Source organism: Chroococcidiopsis sp. [FACHB-1243] (assembly GCF_014696895.1).
Lineage (GTDB): Bacteria > Cyanobacteriota > Cyanobacteriia > Cyanobacteriales > Chroococcidiopsidaceae > Chroococcidiopsis.
Genome location: NZ_JACJQX010000038.1, coordinates 51351 through 69928, shown reverse-complemented (window position 1 = coordinate 69928; position 18578 = coordinate 51351). Strand labels below are relative to the sequence as shown.

Annotated in this window: 20 protein-coding genes and 1 tRNA gene; 11 read left to right on the top strand and 10 right to left on the bottom strand. The window is 45.9% G+C overall.

The genetic code is table 11. The annotated features are described in order from the left end of the window. Nucleotides 1-2: 2 nt before the first annotated feature. From H6G17_RS24605 to H6G17_RS24595, 3 genes are all read right to left on the bottom strand, one after another. Nucleotides 3-686, bottom strand: coding sequence for a hypothetical protein (locus H6G17_RS24605; protein WP_192161214.1), 684 nt, complete (start codon nucleotides 684-686; stop codon nucleotides 3-5). Nucleotides 687-836: 150 nt separating this feature from the next. Next, on the bottom strand, nucleotides 837-1088 hold the full coding sequence (locus H6G17_RS24600; protein ID WP_192161213.1) for a hypothetical protein: 252 nt from the start codon (nucleotides 1086-1088) through the stop codon (nucleotides 837-839). A 172-nt stretch (nucleotides 1089-1260) separates the two neighbouring features. After that, a tRNA-Thr gene (locus tag H6G17_RS24595) sits at nucleotides 1261-1332 on the bottom strand. A gap of 321 nt (nucleotides 1333-1653) precedes the next feature. On the opposite strand from H6G17_RS24595, the gene argF reads away from it, so the two are divergent. The 3 genes from argF (at nucleotide 1654) to lexA (ending at nucleotide 3442) form a co-directional block, all read left to right on the top strand. Continuing rightward, on the top strand, nucleotides 1654-2571 hold the full coding sequence (gene argF, locus H6G17_RS24590) for an ornithine carbamoyltransferase (RefSeq protein ID WP_192161212.1): 918 nt from the start codon (nucleotides 1654-1656) through the stop codon (nucleotides 2569-2571). Nucleotides 2572-2614: 43 nt separating this feature from the next. Beyond that, entirely contained in the window at nucleotides 2615-2749 is a 135-nt protein-coding gene (locus tag H6G17_RS34255) for a hypothetical protein (protein WP_277876079.1), read from the top strand. An 81-nt stretch (nucleotides 2750-2830) separates the two neighbouring features. Continuing rightward, nucleotides 2831-3442 (top strand): transcriptional repressor LexA, encoded by a 612-nt coding sequence (gene lexA / locus H6G17_RS24585; RefSeq protein ID WP_015155906.1) that lies wholly within the window; start codon nucleotides 2831-2833, stop codon nucleotides 3440-3442. Nucleotides 3443-3519: 77 nt separating this feature from the next. Here the strand turns inward: lexA and H6G17_RS24580 are convergent, their stop codons facing one another. Then, nucleotides 3520-4566 carry a glycosyltransferase gene (locus H6G17_RS24580; protein WP_192161211.1) on the bottom strand — a complete coding sequence of 349 codons (1047 nt, stop codon included), beginning with the start codon at nucleotides 4564-4566 and terminating at the stop codon, nucleotides 3520-3522. 565 nt (nucleotides 4567-5131) lie between these two features. Between H6G17_RS24580 and H6G17_RS24575 the strand changes: the two genes are divergently transcribed. Next, nucleotides 5132-6613 carry a DNA phosphorothioation system restriction enzyme gene (locus H6G17_RS24575; protein WP_192161210.1) on the top strand — a complete coding sequence of 494 codons (1482 nt, stop codon included), beginning with the start codon at nucleotides 5132-5134 and terminating at the stop codon, nucleotides 6611-6613. A 91-nt stretch (nucleotides 6614-6704) separates the two neighbouring features. On the opposite strand, the gene H6G17_RS24570 is transcribed toward H6G17_RS24575, so the two are convergent. Next, a complete protein-coding gene (locus H6G17_RS24570; protein ID WP_192161209.1) occupies nucleotides 6705-7874 on the bottom strand; it encodes an alpha/beta fold hydrolase in 1170 nt (389 codons plus the stop codon). 230 nt (nucleotides 7875-8104) lie between these two features. Between H6G17_RS24570 and H6G17_RS24565 the strand changes: the two genes are divergently transcribed. Next, complete coding sequence (locus H6G17_RS24565) at nucleotides 8105-8854, top strand: response regulator transcription factor (protein ID WP_192161208.1); 750 nt, start codon at nucleotides 8105-8107, stop codon at nucleotides 8852-8854. A 388-nt stretch (nucleotides 8855-9242) separates the two neighbouring features. Here H6G17_RS24565 and chlP read toward each other — a convergent pair whose 3' ends face one another. Further along, nucleotides 9243-10463 carry a geranylgeranyl reductase gene (gene chlP / locus H6G17_RS24560; RefSeq protein ID WP_015155911.1) on the bottom strand — a complete coding sequence of 407 codons (1221 nt, stop codon included), beginning with the start codon at nucleotides 10461-10463 and terminating at the stop codon, nucleotides 9243-9245. Nucleotides 10464-10597: 134 nt separating this feature from the next. Between chlP and H6G17_RS24555 the strand changes: the two genes are divergently transcribed. From H6G17_RS24555 to H6G17_RS24545, 3 genes are all read left to right on the top strand, one after another. Then, the gene (locus tag H6G17_RS24555; RefSeq protein ID WP_192161218.1) at nucleotides 10598-10939 is read left to right on the top strand and encodes a hypothetical protein; all 342 of its coding nucleotides are present in this window, start codon (nucleotides 10598-10600) and stop codon (nucleotides 10937-10939) included. Between the two features lie 109 nt (nucleotides 10940-11048). After that, nucleotides 11049-11867 carry a DUF2993 domain-containing protein gene (locus tag H6G17_RS24550; protein WP_192161207.1) on the top strand — a complete coding sequence of 273 codons (819 nt, stop codon included), beginning with the start codon at nucleotides 11049-11051 and terminating at the stop codon, nucleotides 11865-11867. Nucleotides 11868-11943: 76 nt separating this feature from the next. Then, on the top strand, nucleotides 11944-12570 hold the full coding sequence (locus tag H6G17_RS24545; protein ID WP_192161206.1) for a GerMN domain-containing protein: 627 nt from the start codon (nucleotides 11944-11946) through the stop codon (nucleotides 12568-12570). Between the two features lie 80 nt (nucleotides 12571-12650). On the opposite strand, the gene H6G17_RS24540 is transcribed toward H6G17_RS24545, so the two are convergent. The 3 genes from H6G17_RS24540 to efp form a co-directional block, all read right to left on the bottom strand. After that, nucleotides 12651-13004, bottom strand: coding sequence for a metalloregulator ArsR/SmtB family transcription factor (locus H6G17_RS24540; protein ID WP_015155914.1), 354 nt, complete (start codon nucleotides 13002-13004; stop codon nucleotides 12651-12653). An 81-nt stretch (nucleotides 13005-13085) separates the two neighbouring features. Continuing rightward, the gene (gene accB, locus H6G17_RS24535; RefSeq protein WP_106548265.1) at nucleotides 13086-13625 is read right to left on the bottom strand and encodes an acetyl-CoA carboxylase biotin carboxyl carrier protein; all 540 of its coding nucleotides are present in this window, start codon (nucleotides 13623-13625) and stop codon (nucleotides 13086-13088) included. Between the two features lie 99 nt (nucleotides 13626-13724). Continuing rightward, nucleotides 13725-14285, bottom strand: a complete 561-nt coding sequence (efp, locus tag H6G17_RS24530) for an elongation factor P (protein WP_106548263.1) — start codon at nucleotides 14283-14285, stop codon at nucleotides 13725-13727. 242 nt (nucleotides 14286-14527) lie between these two features. On the opposite strand from efp, the gene H6G17_RS24525 reads away from it, so the two are divergent. From H6G17_RS24525 to H6G17_RS24515, 3 genes are all read left to right on the top strand, one after another. After that, entirely contained in the window at nucleotides 14528-15634 is a 1107-nt protein-coding gene (locus tag H6G17_RS24525) for a peptidylprolyl isomerase (protein WP_192161205.1), read from the top strand. A 290-nt stretch (nucleotides 15635-15924) separates the two neighbouring features. Then, complete coding sequence (scpB, locus tag H6G17_RS24520; protein ID WP_347276465.1) at nucleotides 15925-16440, top strand: SMC-Scp complex subunit ScpB; 516 nt, start codon at nucleotides 15925-15927, stop codon at nucleotides 16438-16440. A 530-nt stretch (nucleotides 16441-16970) separates the two neighbouring features. Continuing rightward, complete coding sequence (locus H6G17_RS24515) at nucleotides 16971-17312, top strand: DUF760 domain-containing protein (RefSeq protein WP_015155920.1); 342 nt, start codon at nucleotides 16971-16973, stop codon at nucleotides 17310-17312. Between the two features lie 11 nt (nucleotides 17313-17323). On the opposite strand, the gene H6G17_RS24510 is transcribed toward H6G17_RS24515, so the two are convergent. Then, nucleotides 17324-18526 carry an HhoA/HhoB/HtrA family serine endopeptidase gene (locus tag H6G17_RS24510; RefSeq protein WP_192161204.1) on the bottom strand — a complete coding sequence of 401 codons (1203 nt, stop codon included), beginning with the start codon at nucleotides 18524-18526 and terminating at the stop codon, nucleotides 17324-17326. Nucleotides 18527-18578 lie beyond the last annotated feature (52 nt).

Here is an 18578-nt window from a genome sequence, read left to right as displayed (position 1 = left end):
TACTAACTCACCTGTTTCACAGGAGACGAAACAACCGATCGAGCGGCTCTGACTTGAGAGGATATCATGGCGAGGAATTGCCAGAGCGACTCAAGTAAGTTAGTCTTGGTTGCAAGATTAGGAATTTCAAAGACCACAGTGCCGCGAATATTCCAAGCATGGCGAAGATTGTAGGGAGCAAAAGGAATTTGGGCGCGGCGAAAGGCTTTAGAAGTGCGATCGCCATAAATCGAAAAGTCACCGTGACAGGCCACCTGTGGTAATTCTCCTACCCAAGGCTGCCAGGCAATTGCCCATTCGGGATACAGTGGCAATACACCATTTATAGGTCCTGTTTTACCATCTAGCACTCGACAAGCATATGGTGGACGATCGTCAATTTCGCACAGCCAGGCTTCACGATCGCGCAAACCGTAGACTGCCATACAGGTATAAATTAATTGCCACTGTGGATTTTTGATAGTAGCTCTCATAGCAGCTATTTCTTCATCGCTAGGGACATCGCGAGACTTTGGCTTATAGTTACCTTGATAAAGCCTTAGATCGACTTGAACATTGGCAAATTTAGCAAACTGAGTCAAAATTTGCACGATGCGCTGCCGCGCACGGGTATCAGGAGGTTTAAGCTGAACGGTTGCCTCTAGTAACTCAGCAGTCAAATCCTGCTTACTAGGCAACCATCTCAAGCCAGACAACCACTCTTGCCGATGCCATTTGCGGTGATTTTCTAGAGTATCGCCCTTAATTTTGAGCCAGTGTTTTTTGTAGCGATCGATCCCAGCTCCTACAGTCTCCCGATCTGTTGTATCGATGTAGTCATTCCAACAGAATCTATTTTAACCGAGAGCAGCCCAGATTTCCAGAGCTTTACTCTGAGACATCTTATAACCGTAAGGAGTAGCATCTAACCCTAAAGCCAGGTAAGTCTGCTTCGGTTGATTGTCAGTTGAGCCAGGACGGGGTGGTAAAGTGCCGCGTAAGTAGAGTTTGTAGTTAAGAATTACCACTTGCAGTCGCACTCCGGCAGCTTTAAGTTTTTGGTTAACGATCTCGATATCGCTCTGTTTTGGCTTTTTTGAGACTACCATCTTTACTAAATGCTTTACTAAAATCTTGACCGATCGTGGTGTTTTTTGTACGGTTTTGTCCGATCTAAGTCGCTGGTGTCGAGAGCGCGTCACGAGCATAGTATGCGCCCCTAACTCTGACGAGCACTGGATTAGGGGCTAAAATACTTTTCTAGCAAGGGGCACAAAAAAAAGCTGGTGACGGGATTTGAACCTGCGACCGGCTGATTACAAATCAGCTGCTCTACCACTGAGCTACACCAGCACAGTGTCCTATGTTAGCAAACTTGGTCGGCATTTAGCAAGACTGTGAAAGCCTATGTAGAGCTTATGTCGAGTTTTCGATCCCCTCGCTCAAAAAGGGGGCAACAGTTAAGTCGGATATGGGGTTACCTCCTTTGATAAACATGGAGTCGTCTATTTCCCACACGAACTTAAGAATTAACTGTTCTATCTGCCAAAAATCTGCTAATTTCTAAAGAATCAGTACTTTTTTGACACAGCGAAAAATCGAAACGAGGTAGGCTGTGTCAAATTTTGTTTATGACAGCTTCTTACTCACTGTTCTTTATTCACCATAGGCAGCATGGCAGAGTTGAAGGGAAGAGATTTACTAAGTCTTGCCGATTTAACTTCAGAGGAAGTGACAGCATTGCTACAACTGGCAGCGCAGTTAAAATCAGGACAGCTAAAGCCTCAGTGCAATAAAGTTTTAGGATTGCTATTTTACAAAGCTTCAACTCGCACTCGCGTCAGCTTTACTGTAGCAATGTATCAATTAGGGGGGCAGGTAATCGATCTTAACACCACCACAACCCAAGTTAGCCGTGGCGAACCTGTAGAAGATACAGCACGAGTTTTAGATCGATATTTGGATATTCTATCGATTCGGACTTTTGAGCAGCAACAACTCGAAACTTTTGCCCATTATGCCAAAATTCCTGTCATTAACGCTCTCACCGATCGCGAACATCCTTGTCAAATTTTGGCAGACTTGCTGACGGTAGAAGAATGTTTTGGCAAGTTGAAGGGACTAACTTTAACTTATGTAGGTGATGGTAACAATGTCGCTCATTCTTTGCTGTTGGGCTGTGCTTTGGTAGGTATGAATGTCAGAATTGCTACTCCTGTCGATTTTAAACCTTTAACAGAAATTGTCGAGCAAGCCAAAGCGATCGCCTTACCAGAAACTGAAATTACCGTAACAGAAGATCCAGAAGCAGCAGCTAAAGGATCGCACGTCATTTATACCGATGTTTGGGCGAGCATGGGACAAGAATCAGAAGCTAATTCCCGCATTCCAATCTTTCAACCCTACCAAGTCAACGAACAATTGTTAAGTCTTGCCGATTCAGAGGCGATCGTTTTACACTGTCTCCCAGCCCATCGCGGCGAAGAAATAACCACCGATGTCATAGAAGGTTCTCACTCCAAAGTCTGGGATCAAGCTGAAAATCGAATGCACGCTCAAAAAGCTTTACTAGCTAGTTTGTTGGGAATTTAGTGAAGTTGCGGGGGTTCCCCCCGTTAAAGCATGTCGCGTCAAAGTGTCTGTGGACAAGGAGGACAAGGAAGCAGGTGTGCAGGTGTGCAGGGGAGATAAAGAAGACTTGGGGGACTTGGGAGCAAGTACCAACTACCAACTACCAATTACCAATTACCAATTACCAATTACCAAATAAAAACTTTTTTTTGCCATTAGGGGCAATTTTGTAGTACGACTGTTCTAAGAGGTCTATATCGCGATTGAAACACACTAAACTATGGAACCCCTAACGGTAGCTCAACAAGAACTATATGACTGGTTAGCAGAATACGTGCGGCAATACCAGCATTCACCTTCAATTCGCCAGATGATGCAAGCGATGAATTTGAAATCGCCTGCACCCGTGCAAAGTCGATTGGAACATTTACGCGCCAAAGGATACATTGAGTGGACGGAAGGTAAAGCACGGACAATCCGCATTTTACAATCCCAATCTCCCCAACAAAGTATCCCAGTTCTGGGTGCGATCGCAGCTGGCGGTTTGGTCGAACCGTTTACCGATGCTGTCGAACACCTAGATTTTGAAAAGCTATTTTTACCACCAGCAACTTTTGCGTTGCGGGTGATTGGTGACAGCATGATTGAAGATTTAATTACTGAAGGCGATCTCGCAATCATGCGTCCAGTTGCCAATCCAGAACAGGTAAAAAATGGCACGATCGTTGCAGCTAGGGTAGACGGACACGGTACGACTTTAAAACGCTTTTATCTTCGTGGCGATCGCGTGACGCTCAAACCCGCTAATCCTAAATACAAGCCGATAGAGATCGCCGCCAAGCAAGTCCAACTGCAAGGCGTTCTCTTAGGCGTGTGGCGCGGCTATAACTAGGGAACAGGGAGTAGGGAGCGTACGAGCAGGGGAGCAGGGGAGCAGAGGGAGAAATTACTAGCCACTAGCTACTCTCCCTACTCCCTATTCCGCTCCAAATATCGTTTGAGGCTACTAGCTACAGCTAAGAAAGGCACTAGGAATAGTGCAGCTATGACTTTTAAGGAGTAATTACACTTGAGAGCTTCTCGAATTTGAGCTTTTGTAGCGGTTAGATCGCCCCTACTAAGCACTCTGAAAGCATTTCTTAAAGCATATAAGGCGCATTCTTCCATCGCTCGTTTTGCTATGCGCTCGGCTGTGGATTTTGGTAAATACGAGCGGGTAGTTTCAATACTCTGACGCATATTGACAATGTTTTTTCCCGTTCTCACAAAGGCAGAAGTCTGAGACCTAGAGTGGACGCGAAAACAAGCTAGTACTTGTGGCTCAAACCAAATAGGGTAGTGTGCGGCAATTCTCCGCCACATTTCGTGGTCGCAAGCACCATACAATTCTGGACGAAAGCCACCCAAGTGTTCGTAAACACTGCGCTTAACCACCATCGCTGGTGGATCGACAAGCGAGTATACTGCAATGCGTTTTAGAAAGTTAGGAATTATACCAGAGGTACTTCTTTCTAATGAAGATAAATAATTTTGCTGCCGATTGTTCTCGTCAATATGTCCGTGCCGACAATACGCCGCACCTATACTTGGTTCTTGAGTAAATGCTGCTTCTAAAGACTGATAAAATCCTGGTAAAACAATATCGTCATCGTGCAGAATATGAATTAAATGACCGTGAGCGCGACGAATGCAAGTGTTGAGATTTTCAACCATGCTGACGGTCTGAGGCTGTCTGTAAACAGAAATTCTGTGCTGTTTAGCTAATCGCTGAATCAGAAATTCAATCTCAGGGTTAGTAGAACAATTATCAATCAGTTCAATTTGAATTCGCTCTGCTGCATATTCTCGCGTCTGCTCTATAACACTGGCGATCGCTTGCTCCAGATATGTTGTGCGGTTGTATATGGGAATCATCACAGACCACATTGGTCTGACTACATCTGGAGGAAGTGGATCGATGGCATTTGAGCTTTTATTGACTTCGGTTAAACTGCAATCTGTGTTGTTGCTGAGCATCTTTATTTTTAAACTGACTCCGCTTCGGATGAAGCTCACCACTAGAAAAAATAGACTTTACAAAGTTTACTTGTAAAGCTAAATTTAGGCTTTAACTCTCTTCAAATCACACACAATTTTATTCGGTTGCTTGGATTTTTTTTATTTTTGATAACCTGTATTGAAATTGAACCTGACTAATTGCATACAAAATCTGTAGCAACGATCGCTACCAGTATGCAACTAGAATTTGTATAGAATTTATCGATCTCAGCTTTGAAGTCACATGAAATTTTTACGGTTGATCTTGAAATTTGATATGGCAAATTATACTAGAATCCGAGAAAAAAAAACAGCACGTTTAACTCTGACTTTAAGCATAGGCTTTGAGCAGCTACGAACTAACTAATTGAGGATCAAATGATAGTGGCTACCAATATCGATCCTGGTAGATTCAATTTGAGTTATTTGTGACAAACTTTTTTTAGATAGAAAACTATACTACCATAAAGGTATAAATTATGACATTAAAGCCAGTCATGCTTCTATTCTTCAAGCGCATTGCTTCAGATGGGATTTAAAGTCAATGTATCTTACGCAGAGTTCAGTCAAATACCAGCTTGATGCCCGATCGCAGTTAAAATTAGTTGTTGCCAAGGAAGAACGGGGCAAGTACCAACCCCAGACGACACCAAAATCCTTACCGATACCGGGATGTCCGAGAATACCCCGAGTGCTACAGTTGCGATCGTATCAGCGCCAAGCCATAACTAATTGGTTTGCCAATCGCGGTAGGGGAACGTTGAAAATGGCAACGGGTAGCGGTAAAACAATTACAGCTTTAGCGATCGCCTGCGAACTCTATCAAAGAATTGGCTTACAAGCTTTAATCGTTGTCTGTCCCTATCGTCATCTCGTCACCCAATGGGCGACAGAAGCCGAAAAATTTGGGATGCAGCCGATTTTAGGCTTTGAAAGTCTGCGGCAGTGGCAAAGTCAGCTATCTACAGGACTATATAACGTCCGCGCTGGCAGTCAGCCTTTTGTTACTGTCATCGCGACCAACTCAACTCTAATTGGCGAAGGCTTTCAATCTCAATTGAAATATTTCCCAGAAAAAACTCTAATAATTGGCGATGAGGCGCATAACCTCGGTGCGCCTCGTTTAGAACAAAGTCTACCCCGCCAAATCGGACTGCGCCTGGGTTTATCTGCTACACCAGAAAGATACTTCGACGAGCAAGGCACGGAATTTATTTTCGACTACTTTGGAACAGTTCTACAGCCAGAACTCACTTTAGCTGATGCCATGCAACAAGGGGCATTAGTCCGCTATCTTTACTATCCGATTTTGGTAGATCTGACTGCTACCGAAGCGCAAGCCTATGCAAAACTGACAACGAGAATTGGCTGGGCGATCGCATCCCAAGAAAATGGCGCAGAAAGCGATATTACGCCATTATTGATGCAGAGAGCTAGATTAGTTGGCGCAGCAGCCAATAAAATTGATGCTTTACGACAGTTAATGCAAAACCGTCGCGATACAACCCACACCCTATTTTATTGCGGCGATGGAACGACTGAAGATGAGCGTAGCTCGGCAAGCGATCGCCAAATTGCAGCCGTCGTCAGAATGTTAGGAGTGGAACTCGGCTATCGCGTCAACACCTACACCGCTGACACCCCTTTAGCAGAACGGGAAAAATTGCGCCGTCAATTTGAAACAGGAGAACTGCAAGGTTTAGTCGCGATTCGTTGTTTAGATGAAGGTGTTGATATCCCTGCCATCCAAACCGCCGTGATTCTGGCTAGTAGCAGTAATCCGCGCCAATTCGTACAACGACGCGGCAGAATTTTACGCCCTCATCCAGGTAAGGAACGCGCTACATTATTCGACGCGATCGTTTTGCCCCCAGAATTAGATCGCGATACATGGGAAGTCGAACGCAATCTTCTGCGCAAAGAACTCCGCCGATTTATCGAATTTGCCGATTTAGCCGACAATGCTGGAGAAGCCAGAATGAAATTGCTCGATTTGCAGAAAAAATATGGCTTGCTGGATGTTTGATGGAAATCGGGAGTTGGGAGTTGGGAGTCGGAGGACAAGGGAGACAAGGGAGACAAGGAAGCAATTTTAGTCACCAGCCACTAGCCACTCTTTACTGATAACTATCAATCCACTCCAAAACTCGATTCCACGCCCACCAAGGATCGGGATCGGCAAAATGCTGCTGACAGGTGCGATCGCTCATGTAGTTGACATGTCCGCCGTAGCGAGTTAACAGTAGATCGAGCTGAGGATTGCGATCGCACGCTGCTTGCAAGTCTGGCACAATTGTTGGATCGAACATCGGATCGTTAGCAGCATAAATAATCAGTGTCGGTTTTTGTAACTGCGGCAATATATGCAAACCGCTACTTGCCTCGTAATAAGCCTCTACCGAAGGAAACCCTAGTTTCTCAATTACCAATTCGTTATCGAAGCCCCAAATACTATTAGCTTTTTCTATCGCAGCCGCATCGATCGCGCCTGGATGTGCTTCGTAGATCTGCCATGCCAACTTTTTCAACTGTTTGGCGATCGCTTGTTCCAACTGTCTCCCTAATGGGTGCTTCACCAAATAAGATAGCGATCGATTTGAATCCAAACTCGGACAAATCACCGCCGCCCCAGCAATGTCCTGCGGGATTAGGGAGTGGGGTGAGTGGCTAGTGGTTAGAATTGCCTCCTTGTCCTCCTTGTCCTCCTTGTCCTCTTCTCCCCGACTCCCGTACGGGCGGGTTTCCAAACCCGCCCGTACTGACTCCTGACTCCCAAATTTTAGAGCCTGTGCTGCTTTCACTCCCCACAAAGCTAATTGCCCGCCGAGGGAAAAGCCTGTAAACCAAAATGGTGCGGGACAACCCATTACTTTTGCTTGAGCGGCGATGCAAACAAAATCTTCTCCTTCGTATAACCCATCAGAAGTTAAAGTTGGTGATAGCTGAGCTGTTTTACCGTGCGCCCGCCAGTCAAATAGCACTACAGCATAGCCTTGAGCAAAAGCTTTGCGTCCTAAAAGTCTTAAAAACCACTGATTTTCCAAAGTACCTGTAATACCATAAGTCCCAACGATCGTGGCTTTGGGATTTTCAGGAATTGCTACCCAACCAAAGATTGGTACTTCCCCAGCACCGTGAAAAATAACTGCTTCATAATTCGGCTCTGGGTGGCTAGTCGTTTTTTCCCAGTCTTTGCTTGCCCAAATTGCAGTGTAAACCGTCATGGCTAAGCCATTGCGCAACCACCAAGGCGGCGTAAAGTCAGAATTCAATTTTCCTTGATGCATTTCAGTTATCAGTTGTCAGTTGTCAGTTGTCAGCGAACTCTTACCTCTTGTCCATCGCCTCTTGCCTCTCAAACTCGGCGATCGCATTCAATTTTCATCACTTTGTTACAACATTCACCACATGAGCGATAGCTAATCTTTAGAATCATCCGTATAATCAGTACAGCAATCTTTGTATCTGCCCAAGGTTCTTATTGTTCATTAACATTTGTTAATCTGATTTAATAATAATGGCACGAATACTTGTAATTGATGACGATCCAGCAATCTCCGAATTGGTTGCCGTGAACTTAGAAATGGCTGGCTACGATGTCAGTCAAGCAGAAGACGGAATTAAGGGACAGGCTCTCGCACTCCAGTTGCAGCCAGACTTAATTATGCTCGATCTGATGCTACCTAGAGTAGACGGCTTTACAGTTTGCCAGCGTTTGCGGCGCGACGAACGGACGGCTGAAATTCCCGTACTCATGCTCACAGCCCTAAGCCAAACCCAAGATAAGGTTGAAGGTTTCAATGCAGGCGCAGATGACTATTTGACGAAACCATTTGAAGTTGAAGAAATGCTGGCTCGCGTCCGTGCCTTACTTCGGCGTACCGATCGCATCCCTCAAGCAGCCAAGCATAGCGAGATCCTCAACTACGGTCCTCTAACTCTGGTTCCAGAACGTTTTGAAGCTATCTGGTTTGCTGAAACGGTCAAATTGACTCACCTAGAATTTGAGTTACTCCACTGCTTGCTTCAGCGTCACGGACAGACTGTTTCGCCTAGCGACATTCTCAAGGAAGTCTGGGGATACGATCCTGACGATGACATTGAAACTATTCGCGTCCACATTCGCCACCTACGAACCAAGCTAGAACCAGATCCACGCCACCCTCGCTATATCAAAACTGTTTATGGTGCGGGCTACTGCTTGGAACTACCAAGCGTAGAGCAAGTAGAGGAAGTAGCTGTAGCTCACGGGAGCAGTCACGAATAAGTCCATATTTTTACAAAAATAGCTAGAGTTAACTTTAATTGTTTGCTCTAGTTTCTAGGAGAAAATGCAGTTGTTTTCATCTGCATTTGTCTACTTTTCTGATATTATGTTTTTTATACTAGAAATATAGTCTGATTTTTTAAAACTGAAATTGCTCTTAATTTTGAATTAAAAAAATAATAACTTAAGAAATAAAAATAAGCAATCCTGCTCAAAGCATTCTCAAAATATTTATCGCCCCATCATGTGTAGAGACGTTATATGTAACGTCTCTACAGAAAAATGTTGGTAAATCAATTAGAATTGCTACGCATTGCCTAGCGTAAGCAAAAAAAATATAAGGACGCACATCTGTACGCCCCTACAAATCAAAAACCGATCGACCCAATTAAGGAGCTAAAGCATTACCCCGAATTAGACTACCAATCGTTTTAGCAGTAATCTTCAACTGAGTGATGGGATTAGCTGGAACCACAGTTTTGTAGAGGTAGCTATCGAACGTAAGCTTTTGTACGTCCAAATCGGCGCACATCTCCACAAATGCCTCGCGAGTTGCGTCGGAACGGTAGAATACGGTTTGCAAAATGTCTAACACCTTATATGTTATGCCGTACTTCCGATCCCAACGCTTGAGATAAACCTTAAGGTCATCTTCTGTCGGAATGCGGCTACCGCCTTGGGAAAACTCCACAATCGTTTCGGCACACATCCGCCCAGATTTAGCAGCGAAGTAAATTCCTTCACCTGATGATTTCGTGACGTAACCAGCAGCATCGCCAATGAGCGCAATTCTGCCAACAACGCGACGGGGACGGGGATGTTCGGGGATAGGGTGCGCCTCAACTTTAATGATTTGACCCCCAGCCAATTTTCTCGCTGCACGGGCGCGAATACCAGCTTGCAGCTGCTTGATGCTGGCTTTGTTGACCTGCATCGTCCCCGTACCTACGGCTACGTGGTCGTATTTCGGGAATACCCAAGCATAGAAATCGGTAGAAACGTCGTTACCAACGTACATTTCCGCCATATCTTGGTAATATGCCATTTTATCTTGAGGCAAACGGATGCGCTCTTGAAATGCGATCGCGAAGTTGTAGTCCCCCGCGTCCATTTCTTTAGCAATCCGAGAATTTGCCCCATCAGCACCGATAACCAAATCCACCTTCAGAGTTTTGGCAACACCTTGCGTCCCACCTTCTGAGTGGTCTACATAGTGGATGGTATAGGGTTCTTTACTATTTGTGGGAAAATCAAGTTTATGAACGGTGGCATTAATTAAAATTGCGCCCAACTGCGCCGCCCGATTACGCAGGAATCCATCCAGCACTTCGCGGCGACACATACCAATATATTCGTCTTCATTAACCAAATTGATATCCACCTCGCGGTTGGAGGGGGAAATCATCTTCATCCGTCGTACCTGACGGTCAATAATTTCTGGTGGGAGGTCAAACTCGCTCACCATGCATAGAGGAATCGCACCGCCACAAGGCTTGGCATTATCCAGCTTGCGTTCAATTAGGTAAGTCTCGATGCCAGCTTTGGCTAGGACTTCTGCGGCGGAGGAACCTGCTGGACCCGAACCAACGACAGCAACCCGTAGAGTCAAAGTTTTTCTCCCAAACTTCAAATCGCTAAAAATGCATCGTATCACGGTCTTTTGCCCGAATTGGCGACTGTGGCAGCAGATCGGGCAAATTTGCAACAGAGCTTAAAACTTTTTGTAAATATATTTAATGTCTTTTGAGCTGGCTTTGTGTATGTCAGTTATTAGGGAGCAGGGAGCAGGGAGTAGGGAGTAGGGAGGACAAGGAGGACAAGGGGGACAAGGGAGACAAGGGAGACAAGGAAGCAGGGAGAAGAGAGAGTCGCCCAGCTGAGGGAGCTGAGGGAGCAAAAATACCACTTACTACACCCTACACTCCACACCCCATTCATCACGCACCACGACGCGGCTCCAATGCGGAGGACACCTCCGCTTCCGCCCGCTTCACCACGTACCACGCACCACTCATCACATCCCACACCAAGAGCGATCGCGCACTACTGTTGCAAAAGCAGGTAGTCGTGTGCCACGATCGCTGATTAAGCTAAACTTAAGAATTTAAACAAATATAAAAACCTAGTATAGTTTGAGTCTGACACTCAATATCGAAGTCTAAAAATAGCCTAAATGCCTTGAAACGAACGCATAATGGAATTTTTTACGATTCTTCTGTCTGGCATACTTGGTTTAGTGACTCCGGCAGGGTTAGTTGTAGATCGAACGGCAGAAAATGCTATTCGCTCTCAATTACAGCACGCAGAGCGGCTAGAAGTGCGCGTAGACAATGCACCTAGTTACCAACTTATACAAGGGAAGGTGGAAAGGGTGCGCTTGGCTGGACGAGGCTTAAGGCTAAAGCAGCAGAATATCCGTATTGCTGGGTTAGAACTAGAAACCGATCCGATTGATGTCGAGCCGCGCAGTCTAGGAAAGCAAAAGCTCAAATTACGGCGATCGCTCCATGCAGGAGTGCATTTGCTGCTAGAGCAACCAGATCTTAACCAAGCTTTACCTACCTTGATTGCGCAAATCCAGGAATTTGTGATTCCAGAGTTGGGGGGAGATCGCTCTGAGTCTAGCTCTAATTATAAGTTTGTCAATCCACGACTAGAACTACTAGCCAACAATCGCTTGCGCTTTCAAGTCCAACTAGCCGCAGAGGATGACGACGAACCACTGGCAATTGTAGCTGAGTCAGGATTAGCGGTAAAAGGAGGGCGACAAATTCAACTCGTTCAACCAACAGTTACAGTCGATCGAGAAGCAGTCGCTCAGAATATCGTAGACGAAATCGCCATGAATCTCAGCCAAGAACTCGATTTCCGTCGCCTGGAAGTGTACGGACTGCAAGTGAGAATCTTACAATTAAAAGTAGCAGCCCAAAAATTAGATCTGGTGACTTTTGTGCGCGTCGATCCGTCTTCCTCTTTGTTGCAGAATCCTTCATTGCAGAATTCTAAGTTATAGACTCAGCTAATATATAATTTGCTAATTTGCCTCCTCATCTTACCGATCTCGCGTCCACCCAAGGAGAACTATCCCTATGGTTAAACAACAACAAAATCGCCGAATTCCAGTTAGCGGCTTAGTTGCAGGAATTGCGGCAGTAGCAGTGACAGCAGGAGGCGGCGCAGCTTGGTGGCACTGGCAATCGAACCAAAAACCAACTCGACCAATTGCGCCACCAATTAGCGGGATTCAAGAAGCGCCAAAGCCGCAAACTCCACCAGTCGCACAACAACAGGTAGAAGTCTTTTGGCTCAAGGGAAGTGGAGTACGACAGCAGCTGATTGCGACTACAGCCACCACAACGGCTGACATTAAAAAACAGCCTACGGCTGCTCTAAAAACTGCTTTTGATAACTTACTCTCTGGTCCAAAAGATGGATCTGTCAGTACTACCATTCCCCAAGGAACAACACTGCGGGATCTAAAGGTGGAGAAAGATGGAATTCACGTCAATTTATCAGAAGATTTCACCGCTGGTGGTGGTAGTACTGCTATGACAGGGCGAGTAGCACAGGTGATTTACACAGCAACAAGTCTCGATCCAAATGCCAAAGTTTGGATTGAGGTGGAAGGAGAGCCGCTGGAAGTTTTGGGCGGCGAAGGCTTAGAGTTAGAGCAACCGCTGTCACGCCAAAGTTTAGGAGAAAACTTTACACTTTAGCCTGCTACATTTGATAAGAATTATGAAATTAGCAGCGATCGCAGCGATCGTTGGCAGCAAACTGTGGCATAGTTAACCCCTCAACGTTTTCCATTTCCATTGAGTACCCGAAATTGGCGGGCTTGATGTTCGACTCGGGTAGCAAGTCGATGACAGACAAGATTCCATAATTGGAAGATCATGTCATCCTCAACGCGGTAGTAGGCGGAAGTGCCTTCACTACGGCGACTGAGAATGCCTGCCTGCCACATGATTTTTAAATGTTTGGAAACGTTGGCTTGGCTAGTCTGAGTTGCATCCACCAATTCTTGAACGCACTTTTCACCATCGCGTAACAGGCTGAGCAGCCGTAGGCGCATTGGTTCGCTTAACAAGCTGAAATACTCTGCTACTTGTTGCATGACCTCTGGAGGTACAGGCTTGGTTAATTTCATTAGAATTGACCCGTAGAAAGATGTCGCAAGATAGTTGGCAGTGATGCCAAATAGTTAACTGGTAATTAAAGTAGTTAACCATTAATCGGGGTTTATGCGCATCAGTGGCTGTCCGTATTCCACTGGTTCGCCATTTTGCACCAAAATTTCCATGACTTGTCCAGATACTTCGGCTTCAATCTCGTTCATCAGCTTCATAGCCTCGATAATACAGACAGTTTGACCGGATCTAATGCGATCGCCAACTTCTACAAATGGCGGTTCGCCTGGGGCAGGAGCGCGATAAAAAGTTCCTACCATAGGAGAAGGAATTTCCGCAAACTTTTGTTCTATGGGTGCTGACGCAGCCATTGAGACTGTGGTGGAATTAATCGCAGTAGAATCAACTCGGCGAGAAACTGAATCCATGCCAGCAGGCATTTTAGCAGAATCGAAGTGTAACTCCGTTGTACTTAGGTTACTGCTGTCTCCTGCTACAGCGGATGCAGGTGCAGCACTTTGACTACCCGTACCCTTACGTACTGTCAGTTCAAATTCCTGAGTTTTTAGGGTGAGTTCCTCAATTTCAGTTCGATCCAACGCCAAGAGTAGTTGACGTATTTCATTTAAATCCAGTGACACAGCAAATCCCTCTTCAATGTCATTTGTCATCAGTCATCAGTCATTTGTTGTCATTCCACTCATGACACATGACAAATGACAAATGACTCCTAAAAGCAATCATTCTCCCCGACCGAGATAAGTATCGTTACGGGTATCGATCCGAATGCGTTCCCCTTGAGAAATAAATAAAGGAACCATAATAGTAGCGCCAGTCTCGACAACAGCAGGCTTAGTACCACCCGTAGCCGTGTCGCCGCGTACGCCAGGATCGGTTTGCACGACTTCTAGCACGACGGAATTAGGCAATTCTACTTCCAACACTTGCTCGTCCCAGCGGACGACATTCACTTCCATGCCATCTTTGAGGTACTTGACGCGATCGCCAATTTGTGCCGCCGTCAATCGTGCTTCCTCGTAGGTTTCCATCTCCATAAAGACGAAATCATCGCCATCTTTATAGGTATGTTGCATCGTACTCTTTTCTAGATTGGCTTGGGGAACTGTTTCACCAGCACGGAAGGTTCGTTCCACTACGCTACCAGACTGGACGTTTTTTAACTTTGTCCGCACAAAAGCCGAGCCTTTCCCTGGCTTTACATGAAGGAATTCCACCACCCGCCAAACAGATCCATCTAGGACAATACTTACGCCTGGTCGAAAGTCATTACTAGAAATCATGGAACAATAGACTCACTCATCGTGCAGGACAATCGGCAATCTATTTTACCTCCTTTGTGTCGGGTTAGAGATTAGGGGTGAGGGATTAGGCATTTCACGCACCACTCTCTATGGCAAAATGACGATTGGGTCTTACTAAGTTATGCGCGAAGGTCGCGTTGCGCGTATCCGCGCCCTGCCATTGCCGCAGTGCGATGGAGAGCAAAAATTCCTCGCAGCATACCCCTTATCAGAGCTAGATCATGACAAAATTTTGCCAACGCTGGCTAAAAAATATTTCGATTGCAATTAGCATGATTGCCTTTTGTTGGAGTCTGAGTGCAGCAGCCTGGACTCCAACCTCCTACGCTGCACTACCAGCAGGAAATGCCATCACTGATGGTAAAGCTCTGTTGCGTTACGCCCTGCCAATTGACAACCAACCCGTCAGGCAACTGCAAGCAAGTTTAGAAGATATTGCCAATCAACTGCGAGCCAACCGCCGTTGGGGTGCGATCGCTAACGACCTCAAAGGCGCTTCTAGGGCAATCTCTAATCCTGAAAAAATTCTGAGTAGCGTTCCCGCAGAACGCCAGCCTCAAGCAGGAAAGATAATTGCTCAAATTAAAGATGGCATTCCCAAACTTCAAGCAGCAACAGATAAGAAAGATAAAGAAAATATCTGGGTCGAACGCGCTAACATACTCAATTTAGTTAGCGAGTTAGAAGAGTTGATGGTCAAAGAATTTCCCTATGAAGTTCCCGCTCAATACTCTAACTTGCCTCAACTCAAAGGACGGGCAACGATCGCATTTAACACCAATAAAGGTGACATTACTGTAGTTGTAGACGGCTACAGCGCCCCCGTCACCGCAGGTAATTTTGTCGATCTCGTTCAACGGGGCTTCTACAACGGATTAGAATTCATCCGTGCTGAAGATTCCTACGTTTTGCAAACAGGCGATCCCCCTGGTAAAGACCAAGGATTTATCGACCCCAATACGGGTAAGTACCGCGCCGTTCCTTTAGAAATTCTGGTCAAAGGCGATTCGGAACCTACATACGGCGTAACATTAGAGCAAGCCGGTCGTTACACTGACGAACCAGTATTGCCCTTTTCTGCCTATGGTGCAGTTGCAATGGCAAGACCGGAATTTGAGCCTGACGGTGGTTCTTCCCAATTTTTCTTCTTTTTGTTTGAGCCAGAACTAACTCCAGCCGGACGTAACTTACTAGACGGGCGCTACTCTGTATTTGGTTACGTTACCGAGGGTAAAGAAGTTCTAGAAAAGCTGAAAGCAGGTGACAAAATCGAATCAGCAAAAGTCATCCAGGGTGCAGACAAATTAGTTCAACCCCAAGTAGCATAACTAGGGAGTAAGGATTTGTAGGGGCGGGTTTAACAGATATGCCTAAAGACAAACAAAAAATTCAGCTAAACCCGCCCGCAGAAGAGCCAGTGGAAAAGAGAGCTGAGGGAGCTGAGGGAGAGAAGAGAGCTGAGGGAGCTGAGGGAGAAAAAACACTTACCACGTACCACTCACCACGCACCACTCTTTCCCGACTGCCGACTCCCGACTCCCGTACGGGCGGGTTTGGAAACCCGCCCCTACCGACTCCCGATTCCCGACTCCCGACTTCCCACAAACTATCAACCCAAATCGAAGCAATTCTTTACCTAAAAGGCAAACCGCTATCAGTCGCAGAAATTGCCGAATACGCCCAGTGCGATCGCCCTACGGCTGAAGAAGGACTGATCGAACTGATTGAAGACTACGCCCGTCGCGACAGCGCCTTAGAGGTCGTCGAAACGCCTACAGGCTACAGTCTGCAACTGCGCTCTGGTTTTCAAAACTTGGTACAGAGGTTAATTCCTCTCGAACTCGGAGTGGGGGCTTTACGCACGTTAGCAGCGATCGCCCTTCACAGCCCAATTGCTCAAAATCAACTCGTCGAGCTGCGCGGCTCTAGTGCTTACCAACACGTTCAAGAATTAGTAGAACAAGGATTCGTCCGCAAACGCCGCCAGTCAGATTCTCGCTCCTCCCTACTTCAATTAACCGAAAAATTTCATCAATACTTCCAAGTCGAACAACTACCGCAACTTCTGGGGCAGGAACGCAAGCAATCTAAGTATCAGCAGCTAGAGCTGGGTGACGATTTAGAAGATAGCTGAGGGGATTGAAAGTAATTTATCTCGTTGAGCAAACATAAGGACTAGGGCAAATATCTCTTTTCTGTAGCTTGTTTCAGGTAAAATAGCTCGATTCTGCGGTTGTTAATCGCATTTTGCCGATTATTACTAGTTTTTTACTATCCTGCTCTATTCTGAGGACGTAAACTCTCTATTCGAGCCTCAAAACATCTGATACAATTTATTTAATGAATCAGTAAAAAAAATTAATATTCTAGTCCGCAAGGTTTGCCTGTAACAGGTTCAGCTCTAACTGAGAAAACACCAAAAAGCGAGTGTTGGGTATATTATATCGGGGTTAGTTGACGTACCAAGAATGATTCTAGCTCTCACCCAGCCAGGGAAATTTGACCGAGCGGTAAACTAAACTGCATTCCCAACGCAGGTAAAAAAAATGAGTTGCCCTAGCGTGAAAGCTACAATAGCTAAATGTTAGCACTTAGTTATTAGTTTTTAGTATAGAAAAATCCTCAATCCCATAGATTCGATACTACAGCAACAAGACACTGCTTATGACCTTTAATCCTGACTTTTTGAGCGATCGCGAAGAAACGCAAGCTAACTCATTGTTGAAATATCTCCAACAGCAATCGCCGGAAATTCTAGCCCGCGTTGCTAAGTCTGTCAGCCCAGACATTCAACAAATCATCTCCCAAAACGTCCAAGGGCTGGTAGGAATGTTACCTTCAGAGCAATTCAACGTGAAAATCGTGACCGATCGCGAGAATCTAGCAGGAATTTTAGCATCAGCCATGATGACAGGATATTTTCTGCGGCAAATGGAACAAAGAATGCAGCTAGAAAATTTAGCTGATGCCGCTACCTCGCCTCAAGAGTCTAATGGTGGAGATTAAGCGCTACAAGCTTAACTGAGTTCGTCGGCGGGATAAGCGCCTGGTTTGACATGAAAAGTCTGAATGACACCCTGGCGATTGACTTCTAGTGTCAAAGTTGTTCCCAAGGTCGTTAATTCCACCTGTTCTTGAACTTGCAACGATTTAGCTACCATCTTGCCGTTGATTTTTTGAATCACGTCTCCCGCCCGCAGCCCAGCTTGAGCCGCCGGAGATTCAGCGATCGCGCGCACGATGAGTACGCCAGAATCGATTTCGACCTTTAAATCGGTTTCCTGAGCGATTTCAGTTTTCGATGCGGGGGTTAAATCGATCATTTGAATGCCCAAAAAAGGATGGCTAATGCGTCCTTTGCTAAATAACTGATTGGCAACGCGGGCAGCAGTTTCAATCGGAATGGCAAAACCGAGTCCTTGAGCATCGGTACGAATTGCCGTGTTGACACCCACGATCTCCCCTTCAGTATTTAGTAAGGGTCCACCAGAATTACCAGGATTGATTGCCGCATCAGTTTGAATAAATGTAACCCGCTTATCTGGTACGCCAACTTGGGCGCTCGTGCGGTCGGTAGCGCTGATAATTCCAATCGTGACGGTGTTATCTAAGCCTAAAGGATTGCCGATCGCGATCGCCCACTGCCCAGGAATTAAATTTTTTGAGTTACCGAGCTTGACTCGCGGCAAATTACGAGCGTTAATTTTGACAACAGCAACATCCGTCACCGGATCGACACCGACAACTTTGCCCTCAAATGTGCGACCGTCTTTCAACGTGACTTGAACCGTTCTTGCCTCGGAGACGACATGGGCATTGGTCAATAACCGACCGTTAGGACTGAGAATAAATCCAGAACCAGTCCCGCGTTCGATTCTTTCGTCAGGAATCGGTTTCTGTCCGCCAAAAAAGCGGCGGAATAGAGGATTGTTAAATGCTTCGGGTAATTGATTGGCAACTTTACGGGTCGCATTAATTCTCACGACAGCTGGTCCCACTTGCTGGACGGCAGTAGCGATAAAATTGCGATCGCTTGCGACTGCTAACCCACCTACTGAAGACGTTCTTCCTCCTGAAGCAGTTGGTGGTACGGCAACAGCAATCGTTTTTGGTTGGGGAGAGAAATGAAAATCGACATAGCGACTGCCCCAAAAACCAGCACTGCCACCCAAGACAAGTAAAGTAGAAGAGAAAGCCAGTGTTTTTAACGACAAACCCATAAATTTTGCGCCTATAGCCAGAAACGTAGATGCTAATTACTAAGTGCGATCG

Coding starts and splice junctions, on each gene's coding strand:
- H6G17_RS24575 (WP_192161210.1), top strand. CDS start 5,132: ATGTATCTTACGCAGAGTTCAGTCAAATACCAGCTTGATGCCCGATCG.
- argF (WP_192161212.1), top strand. CDS start 1,654: ATGGCAGAGTTGAAGGGAAGAGATTTACTAAGTCTTGCCGATTTAACT.
- efp (WP_106548263.1), bottom strand. CDS start 14,285: ATGATTTCTAGTAATGACTTTCGACCAGGCGTAAGTATTGTCCTAGAT.
- H6G17_RS24570 (WP_192161209.1), bottom strand. CDS start 7,874: ATGCATCAAGGAAAATTGAATTCTGACTTTACGCCGCCTTGGTGGTTG.
- H6G17_RS24565 (WP_192161208.1), top strand. CDS start 8,105: ATGGCACGAATACTTGTAATTGATGACGATCCAGCAATCTCCGAATTG.
- H6G17_RS24550 (WP_192161207.1), top strand. CDS start 11,049: ATGGAATTTTTTACGATTCTTCTGTCTGGCATACTTGGTTTAGTGACT.
- H6G17_RS24580 (WP_192161211.1), bottom strand. CDS start 4,566: ATGCTCAGCAACAACACAGATTGCAGTTTAACCGAAGTCAATAAAAGC.
- H6G17_RS24510 (WP_192161204.1), bottom strand. CDS start 18,526: ATGGGTTTGTCGTTAAAAACACTGGCTTTCTCTTCTACTTTACTTGTC.
- H6G17_RS24525 (WP_192161205.1), top strand. CDS start 14,528: ATGACAAAATTTTGCCAACGCTGGCTAAAAAATATTTCGATTGCAATT.
- lexA (WP_015155906.1), top strand. CDS start 2,831: ATGGAACCCCTAACGGTAGCTCAACAAGAACTATATGACTGGTTAGCA.
- H6G17_RS24600 (WP_192161213.1), bottom strand. CDS start 1,088: ATGGTAGTCTCAAAAAAGCCAAAACAGAGCGATATCGAGATCGTTAAC.
- H6G17_RS24545 (WP_192161206.1), top strand. CDS start 11,944: ATGGTTAAACAACAACAAAATCGCCGAATTCCAGTTAGCGGCTTAGTT.
- H6G17_RS24540 (WP_015155914.1), bottom strand. CDS start 13,004: ATGAAATTAACCAAGCCTGTACCTCCAGAGGTCATGCAACAAGTAGCA.
- H6G17_RS24515 (WP_015155920.1), top strand. CDS start 16,971: ATGACCTTTAATCCTGACTTTTTGAGCGATCGCGAAGAAACGCAAGCT.